General features: G+C 59.6%; 12 protein-coding genes and 1 pseudogene. 5 read left to right on the forward strand and 8 right to left on the reverse strand.

Annotated features, from left to right (window positions below; translation table 11 throughout):
• From CFE47_RS22830 to ppsA, 7 genes and pseudogenes are all read right to left on the reverse strand, one after another.
• Positions 1-76: pseudogene (locus CFE47_RS22830) on the reverse strand (RNA polymerase sigma factor SigX); the annotation flags it as partial.
• Positions 77-164: 88 nt separating this feature from the next.
• Positions 165-989 carry a mechanosensitive ion channel family protein gene (locus CFE47_RS22835; RefSeq protein ID WP_003175519.1) on the reverse strand — a complete coding sequence of 275 codons (825 nt, stop codon included), beginning with the start codon at positions 987-989 and terminating at the stop codon, positions 165-167.
• Positions 990-991: 2 nt separating this feature from the next.
• On the reverse strand, positions 992-1237 hold the full coding sequence (locus CFE47_RS22840; protein WP_005790375.1) for a hypothetical protein: 246 nt from the start codon (positions 1235-1237) through the stop codon (positions 992-994).
• 86 nt (positions 1238-1323) lie between these two features.
• A complete protein-coding gene (gene cmaX, locus CFE47_RS22845) occupies positions 1324-2319 on the reverse strand; it encodes a divalent cation transporter CmaX (protein WP_286840670.1) in 996 nt (331 codons plus the stop codon).
• Positions 2320-2344: 25 nt separating this feature from the next.
• On the reverse strand, positions 2345-2836 hold the full coding sequence (gene rraA, locus CFE47_RS22850) for a ribonuclease E activity regulator RraA (RefSeq protein ID WP_017527456.1): 492 nt from the start codon (positions 2834-2836) through the stop codon (positions 2345-2347).
• 187 nt (positions 2837-3023) lie between these two features.
• Complete coding sequence (locus CFE47_RS22855; protein WP_286840671.1) at positions 3024-4007, reverse strand: alpha/beta fold hydrolase; 984 nt, start codon at positions 4005-4007, stop codon at positions 3024-3026.
• A gap of 104 nt (positions 4008-4111) precedes the next feature.
• Positions 4112-6487, reverse strand: a complete 2376-nt coding sequence (gene ppsA / locus CFE47_RS22860; protein WP_286840672.1) for a phosphoenolpyruvate synthase — start codon at positions 6485-6487, stop codon at positions 4112-4114.
• Between the two features lie 178 nt (positions 6488-6665).
• Between ppsA and ppsR the strand changes: the two genes are divergently transcribed.
• Entirely contained in the window at positions 6666-7484 is an 819-nt protein-coding gene (gene ppsR, locus CFE47_RS22865) for a posphoenolpyruvate synthetase regulatory kinase/phosphorylase PpsR (RefSeq protein WP_003193298.1), read from the forward strand.
• 143 nt (positions 7485-7627) lie between these two features.
• Here the strand turns inward: ppsR and CFE47_RS22870 are convergent, their stop codons facing one another.
• The gene (locus CFE47_RS22870; RefSeq protein ID WP_286840673.1) at positions 7628-9052 is read right to left on the reverse strand and encodes an aminotransferase-like domain-containing protein; all 1425 of its coding nucleotides are present in this window, start codon (positions 9050-9052) and stop codon (positions 7628-7630) included.
• A 160-nt stretch (positions 9053-9212) separates the two neighbouring features.
• Between CFE47_RS22870 and CFE47_RS22875 the strand changes: the two genes are divergently transcribed.
• The 4 genes from CFE47_RS22875 to CFE47_RS22890 are packed head-to-tail and all read left to right on the forward strand — an operon-like array spanning position 9213 to position 13964.
• Positions 9213-10106, forward strand: coding sequence for a DMT family transporter (locus CFE47_RS22875; RefSeq protein ID WP_286840738.1), 894 nt, complete (start codon positions 9213-9215; stop codon positions 10104-10106).
• Between the two features lie 26 nt (positions 10107-10132).
• A complete protein-coding gene (gene moeB / locus CFE47_RS22880; RefSeq protein WP_286840674.1) occupies positions 10133-11995 on the forward strand; it encodes a molybdopterin-synthase adenylyltransferase MoeB in 1863 nt (620 codons plus the stop codon).
• Positions 11996-12019: 24 nt separating this feature from the next.
• Positions 12020-12934 carry a PLP-dependent cysteine synthase family protein gene (locus CFE47_RS22885; RefSeq protein WP_286840739.1) on the forward strand — a complete coding sequence of 305 codons (915 nt, stop codon included), beginning with the start codon at positions 12020-12022 and terminating at the stop codon, positions 12932-12934.
• 37 nt (positions 12935-12971) lie between these two features.
• On the forward strand, positions 12972-13964 hold the full coding sequence (locus CFE47_RS22890; protein WP_286840675.1) for a serine O-acetyltransferase: 993 nt from the start codon (positions 12972-12974) through the stop codon (positions 13962-13964).

A 13964-nucleotide genomic window follows, 5' to 3' on the forward strand; every position in this document is an offset into this window, starting at 1 on the left:
GCGAGCGCGCGACCAACTCCTCATCAGAGAGCTCACGGGGGTCATAGCGCGTGGACAGCGTTTGGGCTTTATTCAAAACAAGTCGTGCCGACAGTCAGGTCAATGTCCGCTACAGCCCGGTCAGCCGGGTTTGCGGCGGCGTACATTAGCAGGGTTTTGCCGGATTAGCGGCTACTGACCTGCTGCTCCAGGAGAATCCGATTGGACAACGACACCAGGTCACCGTCATCAGTCAGCACCGTCGTCTTGACTGTGCCGATCTCCTCGATCTGCCCTTCGACCTCGCCCACACGCACCTGTTGCCCAACCTGATACAGCTCACGCACATAGATTCCCGCAAGAATCTGGCCGGCAATTTCCCGGCTTCCCAACCCCATGGCCAGCGCAACGGCCAGACCAACGGTAATCAAAACGATCACAATCACGTGGTTGAGCAGGTCAGTCTTGACCTCCAACTGGCTGATCGCGACCGAAATACTGATGATAATGACCAGCCCCTGGGCAATTCGCCCCAGCCCCGCAGCATAGTCCAGGCCCACACCTTCTGCGGCGCCGCGCACCAGCCCATTGGCCAGTTGCGCCAGCAAAACACCTACCAGCAGTACCAGCGCGCCGCCGAAAACCTTCGGCAAATACAGTGCCAGCATGTCGAGCGTAGCTGAAACTCGCTCAAGGCCAAGGGATTGCGCCGCAGAAACCAGAAAAATAAGTAAAACGAACCAGTAGACGATCTTGCCGATCAGCGTGGAGATCGGGACTTGCAGCCCCGCGCGCCCCAGCAGCTTGGTCAGGCCAGTGCCTGCCATCAAGCGATCGAGGCCCAGTTTCGCGAGCAATTTGGACAGCAGGGTGTCGAGCAGCTTGGCCACGACAAAGCCCAGCAACACCAGTACCAGAGCACCAAACAGGTTGGGAATGAAGTTCGCCACCTTGGTCCACAATGCGGTCATCGCGGTGACCAGGCTCTGGGTCCAGAGATCAAGTTCCATATTCAATCAGCCTTATCAGCAGTGCGAGCAAGAGGTTTACGACGGGAAACCGGTGATACGTGGGCCGAACCGTTGTTCAGGGCCATCATCAACGCCGGCAGCCAGCGGCCGAGCAGACCGAACAGATCGCCCGCGCCTACCTGGCGGTTGGCGGTTTTCAACACGCGGCCCAGGCAGGCATCGTCATCCCGGTTGGACGGCGAAGCATTGAGCATGTCACGCAAAGACTGTTCGAACGGATCGTGCATATAGACCTCTCGCAAGTGAGTTAAAAGACGAGGGTTAAATTCTTGGGGTCACATAGGACCCTTCCTACGTTCAGGTCATATTCAGCTCAAACCCAGCGCAATCGTCGAAATAGCCACCATTGTCCGAGCGCGACAGCCACCATCATCAGGCAGGCAATCACGAAACCATAGGGGCTGGCGGAGAACGGAATCCCCCCCACGTTTATACCCAGCAGGCCGGTCAGAAAGCTCATCGGCAAAAAGATCCCGGTGATGATCCCGAAGCGGTACATGGTGCGATTCATGCGCACGCTCAAACGCCGGTCTTCGGTCTCAAGCACAAGCCCCACGCGCTCCCGGGTCAATTCGAGCTCTTCCAGGTAGCGGGTCAGGCTGTTGTTCAATTCGTTCCAGTAATCGGCATCGTCGTCGCAAAACCACGGCAATTTGATCCGTGTGAGCTGGGCAAAAATATCCCGCTGTGGCGCGAGGAATCGCTTGAGCCCGGCTGCCCTGCGACGGATCTGCAGGACACTGCCATGCTCCGGGGTATACCGTTCGTCGGCGTCGAGTTTTTCTTCCTCGCCATCGACGATTTCAGACAGGTCACCGACCAGATCCTGCACTTTATTGGTCAGGTACTGCGCCATATAAAGGATGAGTTCTGACGCAGTTTTGGGGCCTTTGCCATCCGCCAACTGCACCAGCAGCTCATCGGTGGCACGCAGCGGGCGCAAACGCAGGGAGATCACACGGTTGGCTGCAGCAAAGATGCGCACCGAGACCATGTCTTCCGGCTCGGCACCCGGATTGAGGTTGACCCCGCGCAGAAACAGCAGCAGCTCAGAGTCCGGCAATGGCAACAGCCGTGGGCGCGTGTTCTCCTCCAGCAGCAGGTCACACGCGAATTCGCTCAAACCGCTGGATTTACGCAGCCAGGTCTGGGTTTGCGGGTGGCTGCGATCCCAATGCAGCCACAGGCTTTCCTGGGGCTGCAGTTGCAAATCGTCGAGCTCAGTCCGGGCAATCGAACGCGCGCCGCCTTTACCGTCCAGCACCAGGGCGTGCACCAGCCCCCACTGCGCGTTTTCTTCCTCGAACATCCTCACCCCTGTCGGTTATTGCGGTTTATTCAGGCATTTTCAGCGGGCTGGGTGACACGATCACACCGTTGTTGTCGGCGTAGATGTATTCCCCCGGGCGGAACGTCACGCCTGCGAAGGTCACTACGACGTTGAGGTCGCCGATGCCGCGCTTGTCGGTCTTCATGGGATGGCTGGCCAGGGCCTGTACCCCAAGATCGGTCTGGGCGATGACGTCGACGTCACGAATACACCCGTAGATCACCAACCCTTCCCAGCCGTTTTTCGCGGCTTTTTCGGCGATCATGTCGCCAAGCAGCGCGCGGCGCAGCGAACCACCACCGTCGACCACCAGCACCTTGCCGGCGCCCGGCTGGTCGGCTTGTTCCTTGACCAGCGAGTTATCCTCGAAGCACTTGATGGTGACAATCTCACCGCCAAAGGAGTCTCGGCCACCAAAGTTACTGAACATCGGCTCGACCACCTGTACCAGTTCCGGGTAGGCGTCGCAGAGGTCGGGGGTCACGTAATGGTTCATCGAAAAATTCCTTTCTGTCAAAGAAGTGTCTTTCAAGGAAGTACCGGTCGAAGCAGGTAGGGAACATCCCACTCACTTCGCCGCAACGCAATAGTCACTGCGCGACTGAATATGACCAGAAGCGATCAGCGCGTCATATCTTAGCCGCAACCTGCTACAAGCGAAACGCCCTTGGCAGAGCGCTTCATCAATCCACCGCCAATGCCGGCGCTTCGAACAACGGTGCAAGCGGATCTCTCAACCAGCGTTCCACCAACGGCCACACTTCGGCCTGTGCAGGCTTGCTGACCAGCATCTCTACGTGCCCGAAATCCCCGGTAAAACCTTGCTGACGCCCCAGGCATAAGTACTGGCGATGTTCCGACCCCACTTGTTCGAACAACTTGCGGCACGCCCAGTCCGGGTCTTGACGATCCCCCGCGGCGCTTACCGCCAGCAACGGCACATCGACTTCAGCCAAGCCCTTCCACCAATCATTCTTGCCTTCGCCAAACCGGCCAAACAGACCATTCCAGCGCATGGCTTCGATCATCACGCCTGCCGGTTCGTCCTCTGGGCCACGCTTGAGGCGCGAGCCGGAAACCTCGCCGAAGCGTTTCAACAGCAAGCGCCCCGTCCACTCAACCGGCGGCAGTTTCAGCGGCCAGTGAGTGCGGCTGACCTGACAGCCAAACAGCGCCACCGACGCCACTGCTGGCGCGCCCAGGTGTTGCCCGCCAAGGGCCGCAGCCAAGCTGGTGCCACCCAGGGAGTGACCGATCCAGTGAGGAATCTGCCCACTTTGTTCGCGCACAAACGCACCAATCGCCGGCAAATCGTAGCGTGCATAGTCAGCGACGCGGTTGCGCGCGTAGTTCTGGTTACGCTTGGACAGGCCATGACCGCGCATTTCCGGGATCCACACATCGAACCCTTGGCGCGCCAGATAAGCACCGAGACCGATGCCCTTGGGTGAGTACCAGAAACGCCGATTGGAAAAACTGCCATGCAACAAAATAACCGGGATGCCCCGGTTTTGCGGGACATCCGCCAGGCCCAAACGGGTAACCGCCAGCTCAACGGTGCCGTCGGGACTGTTACCGGGCTTGAGGCGGTACACATCTTCACTCAGGTCGCCACGACGTTCAGCGCTGATCAGGGCGACGGGAAACAGGTTGCTGCTGCTTTGCATAATGCTCTTGCACAAAAAAGGGCGAGTCCGCAAGGATTCCGCCCTGTACAGATAAGAATGCCGGCCACCCTCGACGAGTGACCGGCACTTTTGACGTAGCGACCTTAGGCGGACGCTTGGCCTTCCGCCAGGAAGAACCAGGTTTCCAGCACGGAGTCCGGGTTCAGCGAGACGCTTTCGATGCCCTGTTCCATCAGCCATTTGGCCAGGTCAGGGTGATCGGAAGGACCTTGGCCGCAGATACCGATGTACTTGCCGGCTTTATTACAGGCCTGGATAGCGTTGGCCAGCAGCTTCTTGACCGCAGGGTTACGCTCGTCGAACAGGTGCGCGATGATCCCGGAGTCACGGTCCAGGCCCAGGGTGAGCTGGGTCAGGTCGTTGGAACCGATGGAGAAACCGTCGAAGAATTCCAGGAACTCCTCGGCCAGGATGGCGTTGGACGGCAGCTCGCACATCATGATTACGCGCAGGCCATTTTCGCCACGAGACAGGCCGTTTTCAGCCAGCAGATCGATGACTTGGCTCGCTTCGCCCAAGGTACGCACGAACGGCACCATGATCTCGACGTTATCCAGGCCCATATCGTTGCGCACGCGCTTGAGGGCACGGCATTCGAGTTCGAAGCAGTCACGGAACGCTTCGCTGATGTAACGCGAGGCGCCACGGAAGCCCAGCATCGGGTTTTCTTCTTCCGGCTCGTACAGCTTGCCGCCGATCAGGTTGGCGTATTCGTTGGACTTGAAGTCCGATAGACGCACGATGACCTTTTTCGGGTAGAACGCCGCCGCCAGGGTGCTGATGCCTTCCACCAGCTTCTCGACGTAGAAGCCCACCGGGTCGTTGTAGCCGGCAATGCGCTTGTCGACGCTTTCCTTGATGTCCAGCGGCAGGCCGTCGTAGTTCAACAGGGCCTTGGGGTGCACGCCGATCATGCGGTTGATGATGAACTCCAGGCGGGCCAGGCCCACACCGGCGTTCGGCAACTGCGCGAAGTCAAAGGCACGGTCCGGGTTGCCGACGTTCATCATGATCTTGAACGGCAGGTCGGGCATGGCGTCGATGGAGTTTTGCTTGATATCGAAGCCCAGCTCGCCTTCGAAGATAAAGCCGGTATCACCCTCGGCACAGGAAACGGTCACGCCCTGGCCATCTTTGAGCAGTTGAGTCGCGTTGCCGCAGCCCACGACCGCAGGGATACCCAGCTCACGGGCGATGATCGCCGCGTGGCAAGTACGCCCGCCACGGTTGGTAACAATGGCGCTGGCACGCTTCATCACCGGTTCCCAGTCCGGGTCGGTCATGTCGGAAACCAGTACGTCACCTGGCTGGACTTTGTCCATTTCGGACACGTCCTTGATGATCCGCACCTTGCCGGCGCCGATGCGCTGGCCAATGGCACGGCCTTCCACCAGCACAGTGCCGGTTTCTTTGAGCAGGTAGCGTTCCATGACGTTGGCCGAAGTACGGCTCTTCACGGTTTCCGGACGGGCCTGCACGATGTACAGCTTGCCGTCGTCACCGTCCTTGGCCCACTCGATGTCCATCGGGCACTTGTAGTGCTTTTCGATGATCATCGCTTGCTTGGCCAGTTCGCTGACTTCAGCGTCGGTCAGGCAGAAACGCGCGCGCTCGGCCTTGTCGACTTCAACGGTTTTAACCGAGCGACCAGCCTTGGCTTCGTCGCCGTAGATCATCTTGATGGCCTTGCTGCCCAGGTTACGGCGCAGGATGGCCGGGCGACCCGCTTCGAGGGTGCCCTTGTGTACGTAGAATTCGTCCGGGTTTACCGCGCCTTGTACGACGGTTTCGCCCAGGCCGTAGGCACCGGTGATAAACACCACATCACGGAAGCCGGATTCAGTGTCCAGGGTGAACATCACACCGGCAGTGCCGGTTTCCGAACGCACCATGCGCTGCACGCCGGCAGACAGGGCTACCAGCTTGTGGTCGAAACCTTGGTGTACGCGGTAGGAAATGGCGCGGTCGTTGAACAGCGAGGCGAACACTTCCTTGGCCGCGCGGATCACGTTTTCCACGCCGCGAATGTTCAGGAAGGTCTCTTGTTGACCGGCGAAGGAGGCGTCCGGCAAGTCTTCGGCGGTAGCCGAGGAGCGCACGGCAACGGCCACATCCGGGTTGCCGGCAGACAATTCAGCAAAGGCGGTACGAATTTCTTCGTTGAGCTTCTCGGGGAACTCGGCTTCCATGATCCACTGGCGGATCTGGGCGCCGGTCTTGGTCAGGGCGTTGACGTCGTCGACGTCCAGGGCATCCAGCGCGGCGTGGATCTGAGCGTTGAGGCCGCTCAGTTCGAGGAAATCGCGGTAAGCCTGGGCCGTGGTGGCGAAACCACCCGGCACCGAGACACCAGCGCCTGCAAGATTACTGATCATCTCGCCGAGGGATGCGTTCTTGCCCCCTACGTGCTCTACATCATGGACGCCGAGCTTATCGAGGGAAACTACGTACTCTACCAAGGTGATCTCTCCACTAACTGTGTTGGAAAAGCTCAGGACGCCGGTTGCTCAGTAGGAGCGCTTACCGGCGTTTGTGGCCTGGACCTGGAAAATAAGTGAGAATGCGGCCCACTGCGGGACGGCAAAATCGCGCCTATCATATCCAAGATTCGTCATCAGCTTAAGGCCCAGGGCTCAAATGAAACGATCTGCTTTCTTTATCTCCGACGGCACCGGCATCACAGCCGAAACATTGGGTCAAAGCCTGCTCGCGCAGTTCGAAAACATTACCTTCGCCAAATTCACGCGGCCCTATATCGACAGCGTGGATAAAGCGCGGGCCATGGTACAACAAATCAATCTGGCGGCTGAAAAAGACGGTTTTCGGCCGATCATTTTCGACACCATCGTCAATCAAGACATCCGTGAGATCCTCGCAACCTCCAATGGTTTCATGATCGACATCTTCTCCACGTTCCTTGCGCCACTGGAGCAAGAGCTGAGTGAACACTCCTCATACTCCGTAGGAAAGTCTCATTCCATTGGCCACAACTCCAATTATATGGAGCGAATCGAAGCGGTGAACTTCGCCCTCGACAACGACGACGGCGCCCGCACCCACTACTACGACAAGGCCGATCTGATCCTGGTGGGTGTGTCCCGCTGCGGCAAGACGCCGACTTGTCTGTACATGGCCATGCAATTCGGCATCCGCGCGGCGAACTACCCGCTGACCGAAGACGACATGGAGCACCTGACACTGCCCGCCGCCCTGCGCGCCCATTCCCACAAGCTATTCGGCCTCACCATCGACCCGGACCGGCTGACGGCGATCCGCAATGAGCGCAAGCCTAATAGCCGTTACTCCAGCTATGCCCAGTGCGAGTTCGAAGTGCGTGAAGTGGAAAATCTGTTCCGTCGCGAGAATATTGCGCACATCAATTCCACGCATTTTTCGGTGGAAGAGATTTCGGCGAAGATTTTGGTGGAGAAAGGGGTTGAGCGTAGGTTCAAGTAAGGCTGGTTGCCCGACAGCGCCGCAGTCCAATGTGGGAGCGGGGTTGCTCGCGAATGCGGTGTGCCAGTCAATAGATTCGTTGGCTGATACACCGCATTCGCGAGCAACCCCGCTCCCACATTTGGTTCAGTGTATATCCCCGCCTACAGATGAAACCTGCCCCCACCCTGCCCCAGCGCAGTAGCCAACGCATCAAACCCCGCCAGCAACAACTGATCATCTCCCGACGTATTGCAGATGCTCGCCCGAATAAACTGCGGCACCGCCGTCTGCCCCACGGCAAACGCCTCGGCAGTGGCGATCAGGTAATTGTTTTGCTTGAGTTCCGCTTCAATTTCCGACGCGCGCCATGGCTCCGGTACTTCAATCCAGAAGTGCGGGCTATTGAGATGGGTGCGGTATTCCAGGCCGGCCAACAGGTCGCGCACCAGCGCCTTGCGCCGGCTGATCTCGTTGATCTGTTGGCGCAGCAGGTACTCCGCCGTGCCGTTTTCGATCCATTGGGTGGCCAGTTCCAAGGTCACCGGGGTGGCCATCCAGCACGTCGAGCGCAGCGCCGCCGAAATGCGGCTGACCAACGCTGGCGGCGCATGTACGTAACCCACGCGCAACCCGGCTGACACCGCCTTGCTCAAGCTGCTGATCAAAATCGTACGCTCGGGCGCGAAATAACTGAGCGGTGGCGGCCGGTCTTCTACCAATACACCGTGGGCCTCGTCTTCAAGGATCAGCAGGTTGTGTTCACGGCACACCCTGACCAGCGCTTCCCGACGCGCGACGGATAACACCGCCGTGGTCGGGTTTTGAATAGTCGGCGTGCAGTACAACGCTGAAACCCGGTGATTGCGACAGACTTCATCCAGCGCACTCGGCAGCACGCCTTCTTCATCCATCTCCAGGCCGATCAGCCGTATGCCGAGCATGCGCGCGGCAGTGATGAGGCCGGGATAGGTCAGTTGCTCGGTGACCACCGTGTCGCCGGCCCGCAGCAACGCCATCATCGCGCAGAGCAAGCCGTGCTGGCCGCCATTGACGCAGATGACCTGTTCGGGAATCGGATGGAAATCGCGCTGCACCAGCCACTGCGCGCCCGCCTCGCGGTAGCGCGGCAGGCCCGCGTCCGGCGTGTAGGCGCTGATGTCCTGGAGGAACTTGGCATTGGTCGACAGGGTTTGGAAACTCTGGGCGAGAAACGTCGTTTCCTGCCCGGGGATATGCATGTTGCGGCTCATGTCGAAGTACTGGCGCGGCTCTTCGCTGAAGTTGCGAAAACCTTCATCGCGCTGGCGCTCCATCCCACGCTTGCGTACGAACGTGCCGTCGCCCACACGCGCCACTACCAACCCCAGGCGTTCCAACTCGCCGTAGGCCCGGCTGATGGTGCCGATCGTGACGCCAAGATTGTCGGAAAGCACCCGATGGGGTGGCAGTTTTCTTCCCGGTTCAATCAAGCCTTCAAGGATGCCCCGTTCCATGACATCGGACAGGCGCTTGTACTTCACGCCCTGCCCGTTGGACAACCCCTCACGCATAATTGACACCATGTCAATATTTGTTTTGACAGCCATCTTTCGCCCTAATAGTGTGCTTTTACGGGTTCAATCGCCGAATTTTACAACTCATTACAAGCTCAATATAGAGTTCAATTTCGGCTCAGGGAAGCAATAAACGATGCCAATGTCCGCCGTTCTCGAAAATACCGCCAAGGCCAAAAACCAAAAACAGTGGTTGGCCGGCCTGGTCACCAGCGTGATGTTCCTGATCGTGTGCCTGAGTTGGGGCACCACTTGGCTGGGCATCAAGATTGCCGTGGAGAGCGTTCCGCCGCTGACATCCGCCGGCCTGCGCTTCCTGATCGCCTTCCCACTGTTCCTGTGTTTTGCCTTGGTGCGCCGCGAGCCCATCCTGTTCCCTCGTGAAAGCCGCTGGTTCTTTGTGTTCGTGACCCTTTCCTACTTCAGCGTTCCCTATTACCTGCTCAATTACGGCGAGATGCATGTCTCATCCGGCCTCACTGCCCTGCTGTTCAGTTGCATGCCGGTCTTCATCCTGATTTTCTCCGCGCTGTTCCTGCGCGAACGGATCTACTTTTCCCAGGTGGTCGGTATCGGTATCGGCTTTGGCAGCCTGTACATGATCATCAAGAGCCAGGGCCTGCACCTGGACCACGCCGAGTTCTTCGGCGTGCTGGCGATTCTCACCGCCGCGATCATGCATGCCTTGTGCTACGTGATTACCAAGCAAAAAGGCAGCGCCATCAGTGTGATCACCTACAACACCCTGCCCATCGGCATCGCTGGGCTGATGCTGTTTGTCGCAGGTTTGTGGTTTGAAACACCGACCTTTGAAGCCATCACCCTGCGCTCCTGGGGGGCACTGTTCTATCTGGGGCTGGTGGCTTCGGTCGGCGGGTTCATCGTGTACTTCATGCTGCTCAAGCGTTTGAGCCCGATCATCCTTTCGTTCGTGTTCATCATCTTTCCGGTGTTCGCGGTGATCATCGGCGCCTGGTACGAAGGCGTAGCGATTTCCCGCGACCTGATGCTGTATTCGGCCATCCTGCTGGCCGGTTTTGCGATCACCAAGTTGCCGGTTGAAAAACTGCTGGCCAAGAAAAATTGACCCTTCAACCACTACGCGAGAGAAACATGGACGTCCTCCGCCCAAAAGCCCTGGAACAGATCTACGCCCACGCCAGCCGCAGCTATCCCGAAGAATGCTGCGGCTTCGTCTTCGCCGACGGCAGCGTGTACCTGGGCAGCAATATCCAGAATGAGCTGCACCGCAAGAACCCCGAGATGTACCCACGCAACGCGGCCAACGGCTACACGTTTGCGGTGGCCGACACCCTGCTGATGAACAAAGCGTTTCGCAGCGACAACCCGGTGGTGGTGATCTACCACTCCCACCCGGATGTCGGTGCCTATTTCAGCGACGAAGACCAGGACAAGGCGCTGTTCATGGGCGAACCGATCTACCCCGTCAGTTACCTGGTGGTAGACGTTCGCCAGGGCCAGGCCCTGGGTTCCAAGCTGTTTGCCTGGGACGGCAAGCATTTCGCCCTCAACCCTTTCAACGACCTGCACACGGAGTTGTCCATGAACGCTGTCTCTTTCCCCGACATTCTGGTTCGCGTGGCCAAGCTGCCGGAATCGACCCTTGAGGGTACCGGATCGACATTGCGCGAAGTCATTGAAAACCTCTGCAGCAGCCACCCACAGTTGCGCCCGCACCTGTTCCACGAGAAAAACAACCAACTCAAGGAGCACTTCCTGTTTACCGCCGAGGAAGCGCTGATCGACGCGGACGACCTGCTGCCCGAAAAAGCCAAGATCGAAGTACTGCTCGCCACCTCGGGCGGCATCGACGTCGATACCTTGAGCAACGAAGAAGTACAGCGCTACGTGCGCCACATCACCCTGCCCGGTGTCGGTCGTGAAGGCCAACTGAACCTCAAGAAAGCCAAGGTGCTGATCATCGGTACTGGCGGCCTGGGTTCGCCCATCAGCCTGTACCTGGCGGCGGCCGGCATCGGCACCCTGGGCCTGGTGGACTTTGACGTGGTGGAAAGCAGCAACCTGCAGCGCCAGATCGTGCACGGCAACAGCACCCTTGGCATGCCCAAGGTCGAGTCCGCCAAGCAACGCCTGCAAGACCTCAACCGGCATATCCAGATCAACGCGCACGACACTGCCTTGAACGCCGACAACGCCCTGGAACTGGTGGGCGCCTACGACCTGGTGATCGACGGCACCGACAACTTCGACACCCGCTACCTGGTCAACGACGCCTGCGTGCAGCTGGGCAAACCCTTGGTGTACGGCGCCATCTACCGTTTCGACGGGCAGATCAGCGTCCTCAACTATAAAGGCGGGCCGTGCTACCGCTGCCTGTTCCCCAAGGCGCCGCCCGCTGAGCTGGCGCCCAATTGCAGCGCCGGCGGCGTGATCGGCGTGCTGCCCGGCGTGGTCGGAATGATCCAGGCCACCGAGGCAATCAAGCTGCTGATCGGCATTGGTGAGCCGCTGTCCGGCCGCCTGATGCGCTTCGATGCGCTGGCGATGAAATTCAGCGAGATCCGCTTCAAGCGCCGTGCCGACTGCCCGTGCTGCTCGGAACTGCGCCACAGCGAAACCCAGGCGCCGGCGGTGTGCGCCGATGCCGTGCCGAGCCAGCCGTCACTGGCCGAAGAGCGCTACATCAAGCCCCGCGTGCTCAAGCAACTGCTCGAACACCCGCGCAGCGCCGACGTGCTGCTGGACGTGCGCGATGCCAGCGAACTGGAAGTGTGCAAGTTGCCGGGCGTGGTGCACATCCCGCTGGCCGAACTGGATGGGCAACTCGACAGCCTCAGCCGGGACAACACCCATTACCTGATCTGCTATGCCGGCACCCGCGCCGAGCAGGCTGCCAGCACGCTGCTGGCGGCAGGTTTTGCCAACACCAAAGTCCTGCAAGGTGGCATGAAACATTGGGTTCGCGACGTCGAACCCGACATGCCTTTGTACTGACCTCCGGCCATGGGCTCCTACCTGATGCTGCATAACTCTATTCTCGACGCCATCGGCCACACGCCGATCGTGCGCCTGGCGCAGTTTTCCGAAGACCTCGGCATCGAGGTCTACGCCAAGCTGGAATCCCTCAACCCCGGCGGCAGCCACAAGGCGCGCATCGCCTTGGGCATGATCCTCGACGCCGAGCGCCGGGGCGTGCTGATCCGCGATTCCGGGCAAACCATCATCGAACCCAGCGGCGGCAACACCGGCATCGGCCTGGTAATGGCCGGCAATGTGCTGGGCTACAAGGTGGTGCTGGTGATCCCCGACAACTACAGCCCTGAAAAACAAAAATTGCTGCGCCTGTACGGGGCCAAGGTGGTGCTGTCGGACAGCCGCCTGGGCAACAACTCCCATGGCGAAAAATGCATGGAACTGCAGCTGCAAAACCCTAGCTTCGTGATGCTCAACCAGCAGCGCAATGGCGCCAACCCGCAGACCCACCGCGACACCACCGCACGGGAAATCATCCGCGCCTTTGGCGAGCGTCGCGTGGACTATTTCGTCAGCGGCATTGGCACCGGCGGGCATATCACCGGCATCGGTGAAACCTTGAAAGCGACCTGGCCAGCCGTGCGCGTCATGGGTGTGGAACCGGAGGAATGCGACCTGCTGAAAAACCAGCACGCACCGCACCATATCCAGGGCCTGTCGATCGGCCTGATTCCGAGCATCCTCAACCTGGACGTGATCGACGGCATGCTCAAGGTCTCGCGCCAGGAATGCATCGACATGATGAAACGCATCATGCGCACCGACGCCATCAGCCTGGGTCTGTCCTCCGCCGCCAACATGGTGGCCATCGCCAAGCTCGCCCCCGAATTGCCGCCCGAAACGGTGGTGTTGACCATGGTCTACGACAATGCCGACAGCTACCTGCCCAGTTTCGAATAAGCGGTATTCCAACAAACCAGAATGCGGGGGTGCCTCCATGAGCGGTTTTATCGACATGCAACAGCTGCACGATGAGTTGCTCACGCACCTCATCACCACCCTCACGCCTGCGCAGATGAAGCAGTTGGAACCGCACCTCGCGCCGCTGATCCAGAACGCCGCGCAGGCGGTGGCCGAAGACCTGATCGCCTACGCCTACCGCGACCCGGCATCCCGTGGACGGGGGGAGCTGATCCTGGAGTCCTATGCCTCGTTCAAGGCGGTGCTGTATTACCGCTTGGCGCACTTGGTGTGGAACTTCCCCGACCAGACCAACGGGATGTTTTCGCGCATGGCGCTCAAGCTGAGCAACCAGGGCAAGATCCTCTCCGGCGCCGAGATCCACCCAGCAGCCCGCATTGGTCGGCGCTTTGTGCTCGACCACGGCTACGGCACGGTGATCGGTGAAACCTGCGAGATCGGCAACGACTGCTACATCCTCTGCGGCGTGACGCTCGGCGCCCGAGGCATCGCCAACAACCCCGACGGCAAGCGCCACCCGCGCCTGGGCAACAACGTCGAGGTCGGCTCCGGCGCACGCGTGCTGGGTTACGTGCTGATCGGCGACAACGTGTTTATCAGCCCTTCCTGCGTGATCACTCAAGACGTGCCGGCCGGCACCAAGGTCAAAGTGGTAAACCAGGTCCAGTTGCAGAAAAACGATGAATCAGAGCACAGCAGCTACCTCGGCGCTTTCGCCCTCGACGAGCGTTTGCACGTGGTCGGTGAGATCAACGCCAGTCATAAGGTCACGGTGCTGGACGCTGATTTCCACCCCTTGCAAGGGCTGATGCTGGAACCCACGGTGAAGGAGCGCCACCACCTGCAATTTCGCCTGCATCGCGTGGAGTCGGGCAACCAGCTGCCGCGCCTGCCGCTGAACCTGAAAGTGTGCGGCCCGGAATTTGAAATCACCCTGCTATCCCCCCCTGGCTTGAGTGCAATGGTGCGTTCCCTGTTGCAAGCCAGCCCATTGACTGTCGGAGGTTGA

The organism is Pseudomonas sp. PGPPP1 (assembly GCF_002255865.1).
GTDB lineage: Bacteria > Pseudomonadota > Gammaproteobacteria > Pseudomonadales > Pseudomonadaceae > Aquipseudomonas > Aquipseudomonas cremoris.